The sequence below is a fragment of the Tardiphaga sp. 839_C3_N1_4 genome (genome assembly GCF_051811045.1).
GTDB lineage: Bacteria > Pseudomonadota > Alphaproteobacteria > Rhizobiales > Xanthobacteraceae > Tardiphaga.
In genome coordinates, this window is the sequence record NZ_JBPWQD010000001.1 from 5,917,830 (window position 1) to 5,936,423 (window position 18,594).

Consider the following 18,594-nt stretch of genomic DNA (forward strand, 5'->3'; position numbering starts at 1 on the left):
CGGCGATAGCTGGACGACGATGCGGAGTTTGCGCCGGACGAGCGCGGCGAACGAATTCCGCGGTGAGCAGTTACCCTGGCATCCCTGACGCGACATTTGGCGAGGTTTTGCATGCGATACGAGCTGTATTACTGGCCGACGATCCAGGGCCGCGGCGAATTCGTACGCCTGGCTCTCGAAGATGCCGGCGCGGACTACCGCGACGTGGCGCGTGGCAAGGGCGGCATGGCCGCAATGACCAGGATGCTCGACAGCAAGAAAGGCATCCCGCCATTCGCGCCACCATTCCTCAAGGCCGGCAATATGGTGATCGGCCAGACCGCCAACATCCTGCTCTATCTCGGCCCACGTCATGGTCTGGCGCCGAAGTCCGAAGCGGTGCGGCTGCAATTGTACGAGCTGCAGCTCACGATCACCGATTTCGTGGCCGAAGTGCATGATACCCATCACCCGATCGGTGTGTCGCTCTACTACGAAGATCAGAAAGGTCCCGCCAAAAAACGCAGCGCGGAATTCCTGAAGGAGCGCGTGCCGAAATATCTCGGCTATTTCGAGCGGATATTAAAAGCCAGCGATGGCGCTTATGTCACCGGCCGCAAGGCGACCTATGTCGATCTGTCACTATTCCAGATCGTTGAAGGACTGCGCTACGCATTTCCGAAACGCATGACAAAATTCGAGCGGGAGATTCCACGCCTGATCGATTTGCATGACCGCGTGGCGGTTCGACCGAACATCAAGGCCTATCTCGACAGCGACCGCCGCATTGCCTTCAACAAGGACGGCATCTTCCGGCACTACAAGGCGCTGGACAAGTAGCGCTGCGCAGCTCGTGTGGCGGGGTTACCAAAGCCCCGGACACAGACGATAGCGGACGCGCGTCGTATAGTTGGTGTAGCCGGGGAGACCGTCCCGCAAGGTACGCTCTTCGGCCGCCGTACGCCATGCGAGCAGCACGGCCAGGATCAGCGTCAGCGCGGCACTCCACCACGAGCCAAGCCAGAGGGATGTGCCGAGAAAAAACAGGATGGCGCCGCTATACATGGGGTGACGCACGAGATGATAGGGGCCGGTATCGACGACGCGCTGGCCGCGGTCGCGTTGAAGCTTGATGACCGGTGCGGCGAAACTGTTTTCGCGCAGTACCCAGAATGAGATTGCCATTCCCGTGAGCGCGAGTGCCGTGCCCGCGACCTGGACGCCAACGGTCATTTGCGATAGGCTGAAGCGTTGATCCAGTCCTGCAACGATCAGCCAGACCAGTGCCACGGTAAAGAACGCCACCATGAAGACGCGGTCCGCAGTGGGCTGCCCCTGCTGTACGATGGGGCGCATGCGTTCTTCAAATAGTGCGGGATCGATCTGGATCAGCCACAGGCCGCCGCCAAGGCCAAGCAGGATCATGAAGAGCAGAAATGACCACGCCGCCGGCCATTGCCAGGTCCCGGCGGCGGTGAACAACACGGCGCCAATCACGCCGAACCAGACCAGCGTACGTATCACGAGGCGAACGATCATCTCGGGCCTCCTTCGGCCCGCATCCGATACCAGATTCGCGGCAGTGATGGGGCAGGCCTCGCGTCAACGCGACCGGCGGCTGGTCTCTGTCCGACGGTGCCGCGTTATGCGAGCTGATCGATCCGGGTGCCCTGGCCGGGCGGCAGCGCTGCGCGCGGTGGGGGCGGCGCGGTGCGGCTGTCGTTGTCGTCGTTCTTCTTCGGCTCCGGCGGTTTTGCCTCGATCGGCTTCACCTCAGCGACCGGTGGTGCGCTGCTGACGCTTGAAACGCTCATTACAAATTCCCTGTTTCCAACTCTTGCAGTCGGACAATGGGGTGTGCGCCAACAAGGAGTTGGTAAATCAGGCGCTGCAATTTGCGGCAATCGGTGTGGATCGGAAACGGTGGTAAACGGCCGCTCTAGGATTTCACAACAATTGAAGCGAAATCCTCACTCGTCCTTGCCGCGCGAGATCGTGATATTCGCGGAGGTCTTGCTGCGGGTGCAGCGCAGATCGAGCCGACGATAGCGGAGCTTCACGTCATCGCCGCGGAAAATCCCCATGCGGCCGAGACATCGCGTGGTGCCCTTCACCGTATCCGGCTTGGGGATCGTGAAGATGACGGCGGCTGCACTCGCGACGAGATCGGTGAAGGCCGGCGCCGGTTTGCGGGCCGCGGACGCCGCATAGAGCTCGTTGCTGAAATTGCGGCTGGCGCAGCCAAGCCGCAATTGCTTCGCCGCCGGATGCGACAGGTAGATCACATTGGCAGCGGTGCGTCCGACGCTGAGCCCGTCGATCTGGCTTTTGAGCTGACGCGCGAGATCGTCGCAGCGGTCGGCGCGGGCAGGTGAGGCGACAAGGGTCACGGTGGCGAGCAGTGCCACAGCCGAAAAAATGCCGCGCAGGCGGTCGATGGACATTCCAGAATTCTCCTCAATCCCCGGCCGCACTGAAACGCGGGACGCCACTTTATGCAAGGCGCGGCGGGCGCAGCCGGTTACTGTTGGATCAAGGGGATTATCCCCGCGATTGCGGGCCTGCCCCCCTGTTTTGAACCCTTCAAAACTGTCTGGAAACCGCCTACAAGGGCCTCAAATTCCCCCCTTTTTGAGGCCCCACCCATGAACGCTCCCACCGCTTTCCCTGATCCGAAGCCCGTCCCGCCCTACAAGCACACCCCGCTGTTTCCGCTGGGCGCGGACACCACGCCCTACAAGAAGGTCACCACCGAGGGTGTGCGGGTCGAGAAGGTGCTGGGCAGGGACATGCTGGTGGTGTCGCGGGATGCGCTGAAGGCGCTCTCGGAGGCGGCGTTCGGCGACATCAACCACTATCTGCGCCCCGGCCATCTGCAGCAGCTGCGCAATATCCTGGACGACAGCGAAGCCAGCCCGAATGACAAGTTCGTGGCCTTCGACTTCCTGAAGAACGCCAATATCGCTGCCGGCGGCGTGCTGCCGATGTGCCAGGACACCGGTACGGCGATCATCATGGGCAAGAAGGGCTGCAACGTCATCACCGATGGCGACGATGAGGCTGCTTTGAGCGAAGGCGCCCGCGATGCCTATCTGCGCCGCAACCTGCGCTATTCGCAGGTCGCGCCGCTGACCATGTATGAAGAGAAGAACACGGCCAACAACATGCCGGCGCAGTGCGAGATCTATGCCGAGGGCGATGACGCCTACAAGTTCATGTTCATGGCCAAGGGCGGTGGCTCCGCCAACAAGAGCTTCCTGTTCCAGGCCACGCCGTCCGTTCTGACCAAGGACCGTCTGCTGGCGTTCCTGAAGGAAAAGATCATGACGTTGGGCACCGCCGCGTGTCCTCCGTATCACCTCGCCATTGTCATCGGCGGTACCTCGGCCGAGCTGTGCATGAAGACGGTGAAGCTCGCTTCCGCGCGTTATCTCGACGCGCTCCCCACGCAAGGCTCGCCGGACGGCAACGCCTTCCGCGATCTCGAGATGGAGCAGGAAATCCTCAAGATGACGCAGTCGTCCGGCGTCGGCGCGCAGTTCGGCGGCAAGTATTTCTGCCACGATGTTCGCGTCATCCGCCTGCCGCGCCACGGCGCGTCGCTGCCGATCGGCCTCGGCGTGTCGTGTTCGGCGGATCGTCAGGTGCTCGGCAAGATCACCAGGGACGGCGTCTATCTCGAAGAGCTCGAGCATAACCCCGCGCAGTATCTGCCGCAGGTGGAGCAGGCGCTCGGCGGCGAGGTGGTGAAGATCGATCTCAATCAGCCGATGAAGGACATTCTCGCCACGCTGTCGAACTATCCGACCAAGACGCGCCTGTCGCTCACCGGCACCATGATCGTCGCGCGCGACTCGGCCCATGCCAAGCTGCGCGATCGCCTCGAGAAGGGCGAGCCGCTGCCGGATTACTTCAAGAATCACCCGGTCTATTACGCTGGCCCCGCCAAGACCCCGGAAGGTTACGCTTCCGGCGCGTTCGGCCCGACCACGGCCGGTCGCATGGATAGCTTCGTCGATCAGTTCCAGGCGGCGGGCGGCTCCATGGTGATGGTTGCCAAGGGCAATCGTGCCGTTGCGGTGCGCGAGGCCTGCAAGAAGCACGGCGGCTTCTATCTCGGCTCTATCGGCGGCTCGGCAGCGAACCTCGCCGAACACTGCATCAAGAAGGTCGAGGTGGTCGAATATCCCGAACTCGGCATGGAAGCGATCTGGCGCATCGACGTCGTGGATTTCCCGGCCTTCATCATCATCGATGACAAGGGCAACGACTTCTTCAAGGAATTGAACCTCGGCTAAGACCGCGCGCCCCGATGATCGCCATCGGGCTCGATGGTTTCAGTCAAGGCTGGGTCGCCGTCACACTCGACAGCGACCACCGCTCCATCGATTTTATCAGCGATATCTCCTGGCTTGCGACGCAGCGCTTTGCCCGTGCGGCGATCGATATTCCCATCGGCCTCGGCGACGATGGCGTGCGTGCCTGCGATCAGCTCGCCCGCAAGAATCTCAGCCCCCATGGTTCGCGCGTATTCTCCGGCGGACGTCGCTGGCTGTGGCAGGACTTCAGCGATCCCGATCTCGCCAACGCCGAGGCCGAGAGGCGCGGGCAGAAGAAAGTCTCGCGCCAGCTCTGGCATCTCGGGCCGAAGATCATGGAGGTCGATGGCTTCGTGCGGGAGCACCACGATCTCGATATCCGCGAATCTCACCCTGAGCTCGTGTTTCTTCGTCTGAACGACGATGCGGCGCTGCCGTCCAAACATACGGAGGAGGGACTCGCGCTGCGTCGTCATCTGCTGATGGCGAATGGTTTCAGCGATCTCGACGACTGGTTGACCGTCAGGCGAGCGCGCACCGGCGCAAAGCGGGATGATGTGCTCGATGCCTGCGCGGTGGCGCTGGCCGCACGCGATTGCGTGGGCTGTCTGCCGGAAGGTACCGCGCCGCGCGATAGGCTGGGTGTGCCGCAGCAGATCTGGTTCTAGCTCACCTCAACTGCAATTCGTCACCTGGCTCGAGCACAGCCGTCGCCACCAGCCGCGCACGCCATTGTGGCTCTCCACCAGTGCCCAGAAGCCGCTACAGGCGAGAATACGTTTCGGGCCGCCGTCGGCGCTGATCTCGCTGCCACCTTCGCCTTTGGCCGGTGTCCATTGCGCGTCCACATGCGGCGCCTGAAACAGTCCGCCCATCGGCGTGTCGCCATTGGCATATTGTGCGCCGACCTTGCTGGCCGCGACCCAGCCGCGGCCGCCATAGGGCTTTGGATGATTGCGCGGATAGACGCTCTCGTCTTCGTATTCCTTGCCGGGCGGCTTTGCGCCTTCGATCAGGAACCAGCCATCCTTGAAGCCGATGATGGAAAATTCCGTCAGCCAGCCTCCGTCAGGTACGTTCTCGCCTTTGCTCTTGAACTTGTATGGCGGCGGCAGTGTGCCGAGCACCCTGGCCTTCGTCGATGGCCCGGCGCGTACGTTCAATCCGTTTGGATCCCGGTCGTTCGACCAGCCACGGATATCGCAGGGAATTGCGGCATCCGGCAGCGTGCCGCGCGCCTTCAGCAATTCAACGTGGAGTTCTCGATATTCCGCATCGTCATGCGCGGCGCTCAGTACACGCGGAATGTTGCTGTTCAGCGTGACGTCACGCGGGCGCAGCTCGGCTGATAGCGTGATCAGTCTGCCGTCGCTGCGCGCGAGTTTTGCGACCAGCATCTCACCGGCATCGAATGCGCTTGCCGCCGTCTTCGGATCGTTGGCACCGGCTGGATAGGTCGCGATATATCCGACCGGCGCCTGCGGATCGGACATGTCGACATGAAACGCCTGACCGGCCACGCGGTCCGGCGGCACGAAGGCACGGGCGCTTGTAAACCATGCCGGTGTCTCCGGCGGCGGCGTCACGGGTTGCGCAAAGGCGGTGCCGGCGGTGAAGAGGCCGGCGATCAGGATGGCGATTCGGGTCATGGTTCTGTGTCGCGGCACCGGCGATTTGGTTCGACAAAACGCGACTCAGGCTTGCAGCAACCACGCTGAATTTCGGTCTGTGAGCGGGACTCGATTCTCGGGGGACTCGCAAGGATGTGGACGAAAAAGAAAAGCGGTGACGACTCAGGCGGCGCTGTTCCAATAGCGATCAGACTGCAGACGAATTCGAGGCCGCGCCATGTTGGATGCTCTGAAGCTGAATGTGACGGTGGTGACGTTGTTGGCCGCGGCCAGTGCCGTCAACGGGATCATGTTTTATCAGTATCTGTGACGAATTGTTCACATCGGCATGCGGCGTCTCCGCGGCCTGCTTTTGTGTTGAACCTTTTCGCCGGCCAGGCGCCTCACCCCAGGGGCGGCTAACCGGAGCGTAACAGGTGAACAATTTTCATCTGGTCGTTGTTACTGCATGTGTGCTTGCAAGTCCGACCGCAGTCCGCGCCCAATCCATCATCCACTCCGAACAGACCCGCACCACGTTGGCATCATCCATCGATGCGACCGGCCGCACGACACTCACGGCCTCCGTGACGAGCGAAGGCGGCGGCGGTGTCCCCGGCGGCATTGTCCGCTTTGTCGATGAGACGACGCTCACTGTGCTTGGCTGGGTCGATGTGGCCCATCCCTCGCTGGTGGTCCAGCGACTGCCGCCGGGTCCGCATCGCTTCCGCGCGGACTATATGGGTACGTCGAATTATCTGCCTGTCGTAGTGCAGCCGAGCCGGTCGGCGGTGGTGGTCGAGATCATACGGGGCACGCCGGCCGTGGCGGTGTCGTCGTCCGAGAATCCTTGTCCGTCTGGAGCGGTGGTCACGTTGACAGCCGCGATTGCCAGCCGTGACGGCGTTCCGAAAGGTGCCGTGACGTTTCGTGATGGTGAGCAGATTCTCGCAGCCCATGTCGGCCTCGACCGCGCCGGCATGGCGTCATTCACCACCTCGGCGCTGGCGGATGGCGCGCGCTGGATCACGGCCGAGTATGAAGGGGACGCCGTGCACGCTCCCGCGGCCTCGGCGCGGCTGACGGTAGATGTCGGTGTGCAGCATCTACGAAGTTCGCTGCTGCGAGCCGGCGACTAGGCGCCCATCTGCGGCGCCGTCGCTGCAGCTGCGCGCAGCTTGCGGCTGACGATCACCCGGAACACGACATACTGGATCGCGAAGGCCAGCACCTTGGCGCCAATGGCTACGACCGACACATAGAACGCCCACAGTTTCATATCGCCGGTCATGGCCACAGCGATGACGCCGGCGCCAAGCGCGAACATCAGCGCGGCCCAGGCATAACCCGCAGCGGTCACATATTCAGGGATCGTCTCGCTGACGATGGGTGGCAGGTAGCGCAGCATCCAGCCCTTGCGCAGCATGATCGCGCCGATGGCGAAATGTCCAATGCTGGGTTTGGCCAGCACGAAGCGTGGATCCTTGGTCAGCAACGTCGCGCCGCCGAGCACGACCACCAGCGCGAGACTGGCGTAGGTCATGATGTCAAGCTTCTGACCCTTGACGCGGGCGTAGACGAACTGTGCGATGGCACCGGCAATCGCCACGCAGGTTGCCAGCAGGACGTCGCCGGTGACGAGGTAGAGTACCAGGAAGACGATGGTGGAGAAGAAATCCTGGCCAAGTTTGGCGAATACGTCCTTCATCGCAGTGCTCCCGGTCGAGATGGTCAGGCGTAGATTTGCAGGCGAAGTGGATCAGGGCTTCAGCGGCTCTGCCGGCTTCGCAGCGCCGTATTTTGCGCGGCGATATTGCGGATACCATTTGGTGAAGGCAACGGCGGAATTGCGCGCGGCAAAGGCGATCGCGAAGCCGATCCACAGCGGCAGCGAGGGCATGTAGATCATCAGCATGTCCGCGATCAGCATCAGCACGAAGGCGCCGGTCCAGGCCCAGGTGATGATGTAATTTGCCTTCATGAAGCCCGGCAGCTTCGAGGTCTCGACATCCACATGCTCACGGGCATATTGCAGCGTGAAGGGAAAACGGAACGTCAGCGACAGCAGCGCGATGGCAAGCACGCCGCCATCGACGGCGAGGCGTACAGCGATCGGGCTCCAGTTGCCATCGACCAGTGTGATGTAGCAGCCCAGCGCGCTGAAGATCAGCACCGAGCCTGCCGCCAGCATCTTCAGCGAGCCGCCGCGGATCACGTCCCAGGCGACGATGCCGAGCGACAGTGCCGCTGCGGCGAACAGGCTGATCGCGATCGACGTCACCATCATCAGCATGGCGAAAGCACCGAACGGGGCAATGATGAGAAAAGACGCCATGGCGTTTCCAGCTCGGGTTTATGTCGTTTGGGCTTCGTTCGTTAGGTCGTCGCGTCGCTGCTCATCATCCTGCGATCATATGTCTTGCTGTGAGAGCGGGCAGACATTGCCGACCGGCATGAAAACGTCATGAGAGGCCGAGGCGGCCGCGCCGGATGGTTCGATGCCGACGAGCGTGGTCCCGGTCACAACCAGCACGAGGGCCAGGCTGCCCCAGCTTGCTGCCCGGGTCATCATGTCCGGCCTGCGATATGCGGTTCGTGCGAGAACGAACTGTGTCGCAGCGCCTGCGATGGCGACGGCAGTTGCGATCAGCACGTCTCCCGCGATCGCGAAGGTCGTGAAGAAGGTGATGGTGGACAGGAAGCCGATGGCCAGCTTGGCGAGGACGTTGATCATGGCGTGGTTCCGCGCGCTTGTTGTCGAGTGAGACTTTTACCGTTGTGCTTCAGGAGGCGGTGGCAGCCGCGCCCTTCATGAGAAAGGGCGCCACGTGTTTCCCGGCCGCTTCATCTTTACAATGTCAAGATGACTTTTAAGTCCTACCAACAGATTCGTCAACAAAAATCTTTACACTGTCAAAATTATGTGGGCCGAGATATTTAATTGTCTTTAGATCAACGGTTTATGAGGAATCAACCCAGTTGCCATGAAAGCCCGTCGGTACCCGGTGACCGAGCTGAACGAGAGCGATCGGGCCCGCGGCGATATCGGTGGCATTGAACACTGCCAGATCGCTGCGGTTCTGCCGGGCGCGCCACACCACCGCGAGCAGCCAGCCATCGCCTTCGGCTGCATCCTTGCCCCGCGCGACGAAGACCGGCTCGGAGATGCTGTCGCCGAGTGGCAGCATGTATTGGCCGAGCCTGACGCCGTCGCGCCAGACATGTGTGATCCCGGAAAAGGCCTTGCTGGCGCCCGGTGCCGGATTATCGCAGGCGTACCAGCCTTGCGTGCTGACGAGGCCGGAGCGGCGTTCGTCGATGCGCGGGAATTCGCCGGTGACGTCGTCGAGATAGGTGCGGGTGAAGCGATCGGTATTGGCCGACAGATCGAAGATCCAGCGACACAGTCGCGCATTGGATTTCGCAGGATCTGTCGGCGAGCCGTCGGGATGCGTGAACAGCGGCGCTTCTTCGGACTGCATGACGTCGGCGATGATGCGGTCGCCGTCCTCCCACGCATTCATAACATGGAAGACGTAGCAGGCCTCGGCGCGAAACCACTTGATATCATCCGCGCTGCCGCCGCGCTTCATCACGCCGACGTAAGAACCCTTGTCCGGCTCCCAGGCATAGGGCGGGCGGCCCGACCGCGCACGATCCATGCTGCCGGTGATGGGCAGGATAGGAAACAACAGGTAATTCTCGGTGACGATGAAGTCATGCACCATGCTGGCATAGGGCGCATCGAAACGTTCGAAACGCGTCACGATACCCGATGAATCGATCGCGCCGAACGAGATCGTGGGACTGAAGATTCCCCGTGCATTATAGCCGAAGAAATTCATCTCTCCGGTAACGGGATCGATCTTCGGATGCGCGGTGAACGGCCCGCCGATACGTCCGCTATAGTTCTGATAGCCGAGCGTCTTCAGCGTGCCCGGTTCGATCTCGGTTGGTGCATGGCCTTCCTCCAGCGCGAGCAGGCGGCCGGCATGAAAGACGATGTTGGTATTAGCTGCACCTGAGTCATTGCCAAGTGAAGCCGGGGCATCCGGCATTTTCTGGCCGAAGCCGCGATAGAGCGCGCGGCCGGCATCGTGCTCGGCGAGAAATTTCGGCGTGTGGATCCAGCGATTGCGATAGCTCGCGCGGCCGTTCTCGATGTGAAAGGCATGCAACATGCCGTCGCCGACAAACCAGTGCGAGCCTTTCGTCTCGAATTGAGGATTGGGGCCGTTGCGGTAGAGCGTGCCGTTGAGCTCACGCGGCAATTCGCCGATGACTGTCAGGAACGGCGCGTCGCACTCCATCGGGATCGGCGCAAGATTGTCATGAGCAGCCTCGACCGGGTCCAGCAGCGCCATCGTCGTCTCCCATGCTGTTATCTTTACGTTGTCTAGATTGCTAGATGTGAGCGGCCGGCCCGTCAAGCAAAATCTTTACAGTGTAAAAATGACGACCTATAACATGACCATGACGAAGCAGACCAAGACCGCGAAACCGCGCGCCGTGCCGCAAGACCGCCGCAAGAAGGTCGCAGGAAATTCGCAAGCCAAGGGCGCGGCCAAAAAAACCGCCGGCGCCGAATCTCCCTATCATCACGGGGACTTGCACGGCGCGCTGCTGAAAGCCGCGGAGATCGTGCTGGAGCGCGATGGACTATCTGGCCTGACGCTGCGCGCCGTCGCCCGCGAAGCCGGCGTATCGCACGCCGCACCGACGCATCACTTCGGCGATCTCACCGGCCTCGTCAGCGAACTCGCCGCCATCGGCTTTCGCAACTTCAACGCCACAATGACTGCGGCTGGCGCGAGCGGCACGACGCCGCTCGAAAGCGCGCTCGCCCGCGCCAAGGCCTATCTTGCTTATGCACGTGCGCAGCCCGGCATGTATCAGTTGATGTTTCGTACCGAACGGCTCGACATGACCCGGCCGAATCTGCGCGAAGCAGCCAATGCATCCTTCGCCGGTCTTGCCAGCGTGGTCGGCGCACATCATCCGGGCAATGTCGCCACCGATGCGCTGACCATCGAGCAGGCCGCGCAGATCGCGCGCACGTGGTCGTTGGTGCATGGTTTCACCATGCTGACCCTCGATGGCCGCCTCACTGATATCCTGCGCCGCTTGCCTGATGGCACCGACGCAGAGAAGCTGTTCGTCGAGATGCTGAAGATCACCGTCGCCAGGGCGATGGAAACACCGAAGTAGCGAAACTTTTCGCGTGGCTTTGTTTGCGGTCGCTATCGCTGTCCGTCATGCACCGAGATATCGGATGCTGCCAGCCCGCCAATACGTGCATGCGGCCTTCCGCCGGTGGCCATCACCAGGCCGAAGGCGATCTCGTCGCGGCGCGGGCCATCCCAGATGGTCATTTCAGCAGTACTGAAATGACTGCGGACATAGGCCGCTTCGATATGCCCGAGCGGGACCATCAACCGCGTGCCGATCCCGCCGACGGTCTTCGCGGCCGGCACGATGGCTTTGGGCTGGCCGAGAATCTCGCGCATCGCCCAGCCGCCGGCTTCGTGCCACACCGCCGCATGTTCGAGCTCGCCGTCGTCACCGACGATCATGCCCTTGCCGTAAGCTTCGATGCGTTCCTTGCCTCCGAGTTGCTGAACGAGTTCAGCTGCCAGGAAGCGGCCAAGTTCGCGAAGTTCGGCCTGGAAGGCCATCAGGTCCGGCTCGTATCGACCAGCAAAAGGATTGCGGATAATCGCAAGTGCCGTGCCGACATGGAGCGGCTGCGAGAGACGTGGCCCGCGTTCATGCCAGATCGTCTCGACGGAAGTCTGGGTCTTGCGAATGTCGTAGGATGTCATGGCTAACCCAGTCCGTGTTTTGCGAGCGTTGCGAGGGAGCCGTCCGCTGACTATTCGTCGATGACGGGATTGCTGAGGATGCCGAGTTTCTCGATCTCGACTTCGACGATGTCGCCAGCCTTCAGGAAGATCGGAGGCTTGCGCGTAAAGCCGACGCCGGCAGGCGTTCCCGTTGCAATGACGTCACCCGGGACGAGGTCGAAGATTTCCGATGCGTAGTTGATCAGCCGGGGAATCGAGAAGATCAAAAAGGATGTGTCCGAGGATTGGACGACGTCACCATTCACGCGGGTTTCGAGCTTTAGCTTGGTGGGGTCCGGCAATTCATCGGTGGTCACCAGCCACGGGCCGAACGGTCCGGTGCCGACGAAATTCTTGCCGGCCGCGATCTGCTGCGCGTGTCGCTGATAATCGCGGACGCTGACGTCGTTGTAGATCGAATAGCCCGCGACGTGGTTCATCGCCTCGCTTTCGGGAATATGGCGGCCGCCTTTGCCGATCACGACGGCGAGCTCACCTTCCCAGTCCAGATGTGTGGAGACTTTCGGCCGGATCACCGGCTGGTTGTGGCCAACCTGCGAGCGCCAGACCCGCAGAAAGATAGGCGGGAATTCGGTGATCTGACGGTCCATGCCATGAGCCACCGCTTCCTTGTGGTGGTCGAGATAGTTGCGCACCGCGCAGACGATCTTTTCGGGGCGGGGGATCACGGGCAGGTAGCTGATGTCCGAGAGCTTCAGGTCCGGCTTGTGTCCGTCAACGATCTGGTCGCGTTTGGCGAAGTCGGGGCTGGCGATGAAATCGGCGAGCGTCGGATAGTGCGGGAGCGCCTTGCCGAGATCGACGATCGCGTCGTTGACGACGGCTCCCCAGCTCTCGCGCTGCTGATGGCTGAAAGACAAGAGCTTCATGATGAGGCCTTTCTGTATAATCCCGGATATCGAAATTTCGTAAGTTTATTATATTTTCGAAAATAAAGCCTGACAAGAGGGTTGACGGCGCCTGCGGAGACTTTCCAGGCGGGATGTTGGGGACGCCGTCTGTTTTTTCGCCGGAAAGGCGGTGATCCGTCTCAGGATTCGGTCAGCAGATGAGACGCGTATTTCACGACATTGTCGGAGGTGCTGCGGATATGCTGGTCTATCAAGGACGTCGCGAGATTTGTATCGCGGGCAATCGCGGCCTGCATGATGGCGCGATGTTCACCGACCTTGTCGCGTGGTTGCGGGCGAAACATGGCGGACAGGTTTCGATAGCGTTCGGCGCGCTCGAACAACGAAGCCCGAATGCCGAACAAGGTCGGGGAGCGCCCGCACGACACCAGTGCCTCGTGAAACTGGCGGTGAGCGATCTGCCATTCCGGGTTCTCGACGTGATTACCGGGAAGCCTTTCCTCAATGCGTCCCAGCCTGTGCAGGGTCGACATAACCGCTATTTCCCAGTCATCTCCGCCATTTGTGATGGAGCGGCTGAGTAGTTCGATCTCGATCAGGATCCGGGTCTGGGTGATGTCGATCAGGTCGTCGCTCGTAACGGGCGCCACGCGAAAGCCACGCTGCTCCTCGGCAACGACCAAGCCGTCCGCCGTCAGCGAGGTCAGCGCCTCGCGCAGGGTCGTGAAGCTTGCGCCGAAAGCGAGCTTCAAGGCATCGAATTTTAGCGGTTCGCCAGGTTTGAGCCGGCAGGCGACGATATCCTGACGCAGTCGGTGCGTGATATCGACAGCGAGTGTTTTGCCGAATTCTTTGCGCGATTTGACGGCCGAAGCAGTCATGTAATGGACCTCGGATTCCGCCGGCTGATGGCGCCGGCTGGTTGCAGAATGCCGGCGCATGACCGCTATTGCAATAATTTTCGTAATAGGACATATTTTCGAAAATAACTTCTGCAGGGTGGATTCATGAAGGCTGTGCTGGTTCATCGTCCCGGTGGTCCCGACTCGCTCGATTATGTCGATGTCGCCATTCCGGCTCCGGGCCCGAAAGAGGTGCAGATCAAGGCTGAGGCTTTTGGCGTCGGCCAGCCGGACGCCTTGATCCGGCGCGGCGTTTACAAGTGGATGCCGCCACTGCCGGCCAATCCGGGGAATGATGTCGCCGGGCGCATCTCCGCAGTCGGTCACGGTGTTGTCGGCATCTCGGTCGGGCAGAAGGTTTTGCTGAGCGCCCGGGATCTGTCACAGCGCGGCGGCTGTTACGCCGAATATGTGGTGGCGCCGGCCGATGCCATCCATCTGTTGCCTGATGCCGTCGATCTTCAGGACGCCGTCTGTCTCGCCAACTATCAGGTGGCCTGGGCGCTGCTGCATGAATGCGGTGGGCACAATCCCGCAGGCAGTGTGCTTGTGATCGGTGCTGCTGGCGGCGTCGGCACGTCGATCGTGCAATTGGCGAAGCTGGCAGGCATGACGGTGATCGGTACGGTCAGCACCGCCGAAAAAGCCCGGTTCGCCAAATCCAACGGCGTCGACCACGTGATCTTCTATCGTGACGAGGACGTCGTCGCGCGGACGCGCGAATTGACCGGGGCGAGCGGCGTCGGCCTTGTGCTCGACCATGTTTGCGGTCCCGAATTCGTCTCCTATCTCGGCGTGCTCGGCAAATGGGGGACGCTGGTCTCCTACAACGCCTTCGCCGGCCTTCCCGAAGAAAACCTGATGGGAGAGATGCGGAAGTATCTCGACGTCTGTCCGGCCGTGCGCTGCTTCTCCTTTCACATCTACGACCATGACCGCGATGCGCGCCGCGCCATCATGGGGAAGTTGATCTCGCTGCTTGGGCGCGGGGAGATCAAGCCCGCTATCTCCGCGCGGCTGAAATTATCCGAGGTCCGGCAGGCGCACACGTTGCTGGAGTCCGGGGGCGCGCTCGGCAAGATCATCATGACCCCGTAGGCGAACGGCTATCGGTCTGGAACGAGATACGGAGGACCACATGATCAAGGTAAAACGCATCAGGCATGTGACGTTCGTTACGCCTGATATCGACAGGCAGATCGACTACTATCAAACGGTGGTCGGACTCGGTGTGGTGACGCGTGACGCCGGTCGCGCATTGCTGGCCACCGACTCGGACGAACTCGCCGTCGTCCTGCAGCGTGGCGATCAGGCGACTTGTCGGCGATTGACCTTTGAAGTGGCGCCCGATCTGGATTTCGCTGACCTGGTGGCAACGCTGTCGCGGGCTGGAATTGCGGCCGAGATCCAGTCCGATCCGCTTCCTGGCGTGTCCCGTTCGGTGCTGTTCCGCGACTTCGAGGAAATGGAGATCGAACTGCTTGCGGGGCCGACATTCGCTGTCGCGGAACAGCCTGTCGGCGGCATTGCAGCCGACCGCCTAGGCCATATCGCGCTTTACACGCAAGACCCGCTGAAGGCGTCAAAATTTTATGGCGACGTGCTGAATTTCCGCGTGTCGGACTGGATCGAGGACGCCTTCGTCTTCATGCGGTGTGGTTTCGACCATCACTCCGTCAATTTCGCGTGCGGCCCGGGTCGGCGATTGCATCACGCGGCCTTCGAGCTCCGTGATGCCTCGCACATGCATCGCGCCTGCGACCTGCTCGGGCGCAAGAAGATGCAGATCCTGTGGGGGCCGGTGCGTCATGGCCCGGGCCACAATGTTGCGATCTATCACCGCGATCCGGATGGTCATCTCATCGAACTGTTCTTCGATCTCGATCAGATGATCGATGAAGAGCTTGGCTATTTCGAGCCACGCCCATGGCACCGCGATCGTCCGCAGCGCCCCAAGGTCTGGGTAGGTCTCCCCCGAGATATCTGGGGGCCGGCTCCATCGCCGGAGCTGGTGGAGTTCAAACGCAAGGCGACATGACATCGCTGCCGACAAAGTCGCCGCCATGAAGCGACAGATCGGCACCTCGGCGATCAGTGCTGAAGAAATAAAACGGGAGGAAATAATGAGCCAGCTGTCGAAATCTATTCGGGGCAGAGTTCTCGCATGCGTCGCGGTTTCTATATTTATAGTCTCGTCGATCGACGTGCCTGGCGCCTCGGCGCAAGCCTACCCAAATCGTGTCATTCGGATCGTGCACGGTTTCGCATCGGGTGGGGCGGCGGACACGCTCTCCCGCGTTGTTGCCGACGGGCTGGCGAAACAGCTCAATGAGACCGTCATCGTCGAAGCGAAGCCTGGTGCAGGCGGCAATCTCGCATCGGACGCGGTCGCCAAGGCTGCGCCTGACGGATACACGCTCGGCCTTGTGACCGGGGGCCACGCGATTTCGGCGGGGCTTTACAAATCGCTGTCCTATCAACCCGTCGATAGTTTCGAGATGATCTCCACGATCGTCTATTACGCGCTCGTCGTCGCTACCCGCAGCGACTATGAAGCAAAAACGCTGGGAGAGCTCATCGCGCTCGCAAAGGCCAAGCCGGGATCACTGAGTTTCGGATCGGTCGGCTTCGGCAGTACGCATCACCTTGCTGGCGAATTGTTGAAAGCGGCAGCCGGCATCGACGTGCTGCACGTGCCCTATCGCGGCGACTCTCAGGCGATCACCGCGTTACTCGCGGGCGATGTGCCGATGATCGTTGGCACCAGCGTGCTTGTTGCGCCGCAGATCGAGAGTGGTGCGGTGCGTGGCCTCGCCGTTACATCATCGACCCGGAGTGCTTTGCTGCCGAATGTTCCATCGGCCAACGAGGTAGGTCTGAAGGGGTTCGATGTCAGGACGTGGGCTGGGCTGCTGGCGCCGAAGGGCACTCCGCCGGGGATCATCGCCCAACTCAACGCAGCCGTTCTGAAGTCTCTGGCCGACCCGGGGATCAGGGCGCGGCTGGAAGCGGCGATCGGTGGCGAGGTGCGGGGAAGCACGCCGCCGGAAATGCGTGAATTGGTCACGTCGGAAATCGCGCGATGGACGGCGGTGATCGACGCGGCGAAAATACCGAAGCTTTGACCACGCGATCGATTTGAACCCTACCGAGCCAGGCCCGGGATATTGCGCGATGCCATCGCCAGTGCCGTGGCGCGGCCGCCGATGCCGATCACGCTAATCTTGTCCTTGCTGCAATCGAAGCCGCGGGCGAGTTCGCCGGCGGCCTTGCGGGCTATCTCATTGGCATCCGGATTGGCTGTCACGTCGATATAGGCGACGTGACACACCGCGCCCGGTGGCAGGCGCGTAACCACCAGCATCTGCTTGGATTTTGGCCGGCCATTTTTCTCCGGATCGTCGTTATCGGCGATGTGCCAGCGCTGGATCATTGCGAATGGCTTGCCGCCAATGACGCGCCATTCGATCGTGTTGGTGGTGGAGTTGAACGGTCCGAAGCCCTGCGACGCTGCGGGCTCCTTGTCAGCCGCGCTGGCGCTGCGTCCGACCGTGATGGTCTCGCGCAGGTCGTCCTCATTCTTCACCACGACGAGACCGGCCAGGCCGCGGCAGGTCCGTTCCGCGGCGTAATCATCGCCATCCAGTTTGAGGTTGGACACCTTGCGGCAGTCCTTGTCGGCCACCGACGTGTAGACGCTGCCGATAGTGTCGGCCGCGGCAACTGAAACGGCGCCGAACAGGATCGTCAGGGCGACAGCGAGAGCGGGTACGCGGGGCATTCAAGGGCATCCTGCACGGGAAAGGTGCAGGTTTGACGTTCACAAGCTGGGGAAGGTTCAACGGAAGCGGCTGACAGGGCTGGCTGAATCGCGCTAGACAGCTTGGTCAGCCTTCATTTTGTCTCCAGCAGCGTCAGTTCCTCATCCCATGCCCGCCTCGACTTCCGCCAAGCCATATCGCATCGGCCGTTCCAAAACAGGTCTCGGTCTTTTCGCCACCCAGCCGATCAAGAAGGGCGTCAAGATCGTCCAATACTTCGGGCCCCTGCTGGATTCGAAGAACGAGAAGCACGACGCGATCGAGAACAAGTATCTGTTCCAGATCAGCAAGCGCTGGACCGTCGATGGTTCGATCCGCAAGAACATCGCGCGCTATATCAACCACGCCTGCAAGCCGAACGCCGAGTCCGACGTCAATGCGGCGAAGAAGAAGATCATCATCCGCTCGATCAAGAAGATCGAGCCGGGCGAAGAGATCAACTACGATTACGGCACGGAGTATTTCAAGGAATACCTGAAGCCGATCGGCTGCAAATGCGATTCTTGCGAGAAGAAGCGCAAGAAGAAGCGCGCCGAGGCACGTGCCGAGAAGCTCAAGGCCAAGGAGAAGGCCGAGCGCAAGGCGCTGAAGAAGGAAGAAAAGGCGAAGGCCAAGAGGGCCAAAGATAAGGCCAAGAAGGCCAAGTCTTCGGGAAAAGCGGCTTCGGGCAAAGCCAAAACGACCAAGGCCGCCGCGAAGAAGACCTCCGCAGCGACCAAGGCCAAGTCTGTTAAGGCCAAGTCGGCTAAATCCAGGTCGGCCAAGGCCAGCAAGGCAAAGGCCGGCAACGCCAGGAGCAAGGCCGCTTAAGCCGCCTGTGCCGCTGCGCTTCGGCGCAGCCCGACATATTGCAGCTCCGCGAACACGCCGACCGCGATCGCCTGCGCGGCCACGAAGATCTGGCCGAGCAGGTTCGGCGTCACCGCGCCCGAGAACAGCAGGCCGATGCTGCCCAGCGTCCACAGCGCATTGCCGACGATGATCACCAGCACCGGCAGCTTCGGCATGGTCGCGCGGGTGCCGAGCCAGCCGACCAGCGCCGTATAGGCGATCAGAAACAGGCCGGATTCCTGTAGCAGCGCTTCAGGCAGATGCAGCAGCGGCGCCAGCAGGCCCGCGGCAAAGGTCAGCAGCAGCGCCATGGCGCCGCTGACGACGGCGTCGATCTGGATGGCGCGGCGGAGCAGGAGAGAGGGATTGATCATGGTCGTTGTCCTTCGGTTGGTCGTTGTGGATGTCCCGACAATG

22 protein-coding genes are annotated in these 18,594 nt (G+C 61.5%); 9 read left to right on the forward strand and 13 right to left on the reverse strand.

Features of this window, described 5'->3' with window-relative positions; translation table 11 throughout:
* The first annotated feature begins 111 nt into the window (after nt 1-111).
* Complete coding sequence (locus AB8A38_RS28275; protein WP_439088174.1) at nt 112-819, forward strand: glutathione S-transferase; 708 nt, start codon at nt 112-114, stop codon at nt 817-819.
* A gap of 24 nt (nt 820-843) precedes the next feature.
* Here the strand turns inward: AB8A38_RS28275 and AB8A38_RS28280 are convergent, their stop codons facing one another.
* The 3 genes from AB8A38_RS28280 to AB8A38_RS28290 form a co-directional block, all read right to left on the reverse strand.
* The gene (locus AB8A38_RS28280) at nt 844-1,518 is read right to left on the reverse strand and encodes a methyltransferase family protein (RefSeq protein ID WP_315843056.1); all 675 of its coding nucleotides are present in this window, start codon (nt 1,516-1,518) and stop codon (nt 844-846) included.
* Between the two features lie 104 nt (nt 1,519-1,622).
* Entirely contained in the window at nt 1,623-1,793 is a 171-nt protein-coding gene (locus tag AB8A38_RS28285) for a hypothetical protein (protein ID WP_170849544.1), read from the reverse strand.
* 156 nt (nt 1,794-1,949) lie between these two features.
* Entirely contained in the window at nt 1,950-2,423 is a 474-nt protein-coding gene (locus tag AB8A38_RS28290; RefSeq protein WP_315843055.1) for a hypothetical protein, read from the reverse strand.
* A gap of 201 nt (nt 2,424-2,624) precedes the next feature.
* Between AB8A38_RS28290 and AB8A38_RS28295 the strand changes: the two genes are divergently transcribed.
* Both AB8A38_RS28295 and AB8A38_RS28300 read left to right on the forward strand, forming a co-directional pair.
* Nucleotides 2,625-4,277: a fumarate hydratase gene (locus AB8A38_RS28295; protein ID WP_439088177.1), complete on the forward strand. Its 1,653-nt coding sequence runs from the start codon at nt 2,625-2,627 to the stop codon at nt 4,275-4,277.
* 14 nt (nt 4,278-4,291) lie between these two features.
* Nucleotides 4,292-4,966 carry a DUF429 domain-containing protein gene (locus AB8A38_RS28300; RefSeq protein ID WP_439088179.1) on the forward strand — a complete coding sequence of 225 codons (675 nt, stop codon included), beginning with the start codon at nt 4,292-4,294 and terminating at the stop codon, nt 4,964-4,966.
* A 6-nt stretch (nt 4,967-4,972) separates the two neighbouring features.
* Here the strand turns inward: AB8A38_RS28300 and AB8A38_RS28305 are convergent, their stop codons facing one another.
* Nucleotides 4,973-5,947 (reverse strand): SH3 domain-containing protein, encoded by a 975-nt coding sequence (locus tag AB8A38_RS28305; RefSeq protein ID WP_439088181.1) that lies wholly within the window; start codon nt 5,945-5,947, stop codon nt 4,973-4,975.
* Nucleotides 5,948-6,345: 398 nt separating this feature from the next.
* Here AB8A38_RS28305 and AB8A38_RS28310 point away from each other — a divergent pair, with 398 nt between their 5' ends.
* Nucleotides 6,346-7,047 carry an Ig-like domain-containing protein gene (locus AB8A38_RS28310; RefSeq protein ID WP_439088183.1) on the forward strand — a complete coding sequence of 234 codons (702 nt, stop codon included), beginning with the start codon at nt 6,346-6,348 and terminating at the stop codon, nt 7,045-7,047.
* Here AB8A38_RS28310 and AB8A38_RS28315 read toward each other — a convergent pair.
* The 4 genes from AB8A38_RS28315 to AB8A38_RS28330 form a co-directional block, all read right to left on the reverse strand.
* Nucleotides 7,044-7,616: an inner membrane-spanning protein YciB gene (locus AB8A38_RS28315; protein WP_439088185.1), complete on the reverse strand. Its 573-nt coding sequence runs from the start codon at nt 7,614-7,616 to the stop codon at nt 7,044-7,046. The genes AB8A38_RS28310 and AB8A38_RS28315 overlap by 4 nt on opposite strands.
* Nucleotides 7,617-7,667: 51 nt before the next feature.
* Complete coding sequence (locus AB8A38_RS28320) at nt 7,668-8,243, reverse strand: hypothetical protein (protein ID WP_315843049.1); 576 nt, start codon at nt 8,241-8,243, stop codon at nt 7,668-7,670.
* Between the two features lie 75 nt (nt 8,244-8,318).
* Nucleotides 8,319-8,642 (reverse strand): hypothetical protein, encoded by a 324-nt coding sequence (locus AB8A38_RS28325; protein WP_315843048.1) that lies wholly within the window; start codon nt 8,640-8,642, stop codon nt 8,319-8,321.
* 226 nt (nt 8,643-8,868) lie between these two features.
* Nucleotides 8,869-10,272 (reverse strand): carotenoid oxygenase family protein, encoded by a 1,404-nt coding sequence (locus AB8A38_RS28330; protein WP_439088188.1) that lies wholly within the window; start codon nt 10,270-10,272, stop codon nt 8,869-8,871.
* A gap of 103 nt (nt 10,273-10,375) precedes the next feature.
* On the opposite strand from AB8A38_RS28330, the gene AB8A38_RS28335 reads away from it, so the two are divergent.
* Complete coding sequence (locus AB8A38_RS28335; RefSeq protein ID WP_439088190.1) at nt 10,376-11,116, forward strand: TetR/AcrR family transcriptional regulator; 741 nt, start codon at nt 10,376-10,378, stop codon at nt 11,114-11,116.
* A 32-nt stretch (nt 11,117-11,148) separates the two neighbouring features.
* Here AB8A38_RS28335 and AB8A38_RS28340 read toward each other — a convergent pair whose 3' ends face one another.
* The 3 genes from AB8A38_RS28340 to AB8A38_RS28350 all read right to left on the reverse strand — a co-directional run bounded on the left by AB8A38_RS28340 (nt 11,149) and on the right by AB8A38_RS28350 (nt 13,651).
* The gene (locus AB8A38_RS28340; protein WP_439088192.1) at nt 11,149-11,730 is read right to left on the reverse strand and encodes an amino acid synthesis family protein; all 582 of its coding nucleotides are present in this window, start codon (nt 11,728-11,730) and stop codon (nt 11,149-11,151) included.
* Between the two features lie 50 nt (nt 11,731-11,780).
* Nucleotides 11,781-12,641, reverse strand: a complete 861-nt coding sequence (locus tag AB8A38_RS28345; RefSeq protein WP_315843045.1) for a fumarylacetoacetate hydrolase family protein — start codon at nt 12,639-12,641, stop codon at nt 11,781-11,783.
* Between the two features lie 161 nt (nt 12,642-12,802).
* The gene (locus tag AB8A38_RS28350; protein ID WP_315843044.1) at nt 12,803-13,651 is read right to left on the reverse strand and encodes a GntR family transcriptional regulator; all 849 of its coding nucleotides are present in this window, start codon (nt 13,649-13,651) and stop codon (nt 12,803-12,805) included.
* Between AB8A38_RS28350 and AB8A38_RS28355 the strand changes: the two genes are divergently transcribed.
* From AB8A38_RS28355 to AB8A38_RS28365, 3 genes are all read left to right on the forward strand, one after another.
* Entirely contained in the window at nt 13,631-14,623 is a 993-nt protein-coding gene (locus AB8A38_RS28355) for a zinc-dependent alcohol dehydrogenase family protein (RefSeq protein ID WP_315843043.1), read from the forward strand. The genes AB8A38_RS28350 and AB8A38_RS28355 overlap by 21 nt on opposite strands.
* A 40-nt stretch (nt 14,624-14,663) precedes the next feature.
* Complete coding sequence (locus AB8A38_RS28360; RefSeq protein WP_315843042.1) at nt 14,664-15,563, forward strand: VOC family protein; 900 nt, start codon at nt 14,664-14,666, stop codon at nt 15,561-15,563.
* 85 nt (nt 15,564-15,648) lie between these two features.
* Nucleotides 15,649-16,650: a tripartite tricarboxylate transporter substrate binding protein gene (locus AB8A38_RS28365; RefSeq protein WP_439088195.1), complete on the forward strand. Its 1,002-nt coding sequence runs from the start codon at nt 15,649-15,651 to the stop codon at nt 16,648-16,650.
* 20 nt (nt 16,651-16,670) lie between these two features.
* Here AB8A38_RS28365 and AB8A38_RS28370 read toward each other — a convergent pair whose 3' ends face one another.
* On the reverse strand, nt 16,671-17,306 hold the full coding sequence (locus AB8A38_RS28370) for a hypothetical protein (protein ID WP_439088197.1): 636 nt from the start codon (nt 17,304-17,306) through the stop codon (nt 16,671-16,673).
* Nucleotides 17,307-17,454: 148 nt separating this feature from the next.
* Here AB8A38_RS28370 and AB8A38_RS28375 point away from each other — a divergent pair, with 148 nt between their 5' ends.
* Complete coding sequence (locus AB8A38_RS28375) at nt 17,455-18,156, forward strand: SET domain-containing protein (protein WP_439088199.1); 702 nt, start codon at nt 17,455-17,457, stop codon at nt 18,154-18,156.
* Here the strand turns inward: AB8A38_RS28375 and AB8A38_RS28380 are convergent.
* Nucleotides 18,153-18,551, reverse strand: coding sequence for a hypothetical protein (locus tag AB8A38_RS28380; protein ID WP_439088201.1), 399 nt, complete (start codon nt 18,549-18,551; stop codon nt 18,153-18,155). The genes AB8A38_RS28375 and AB8A38_RS28380 overlap by 4 nt on opposite strands.
* Nucleotides 18,552-18,594: the final 43 nt, after the last annotated feature.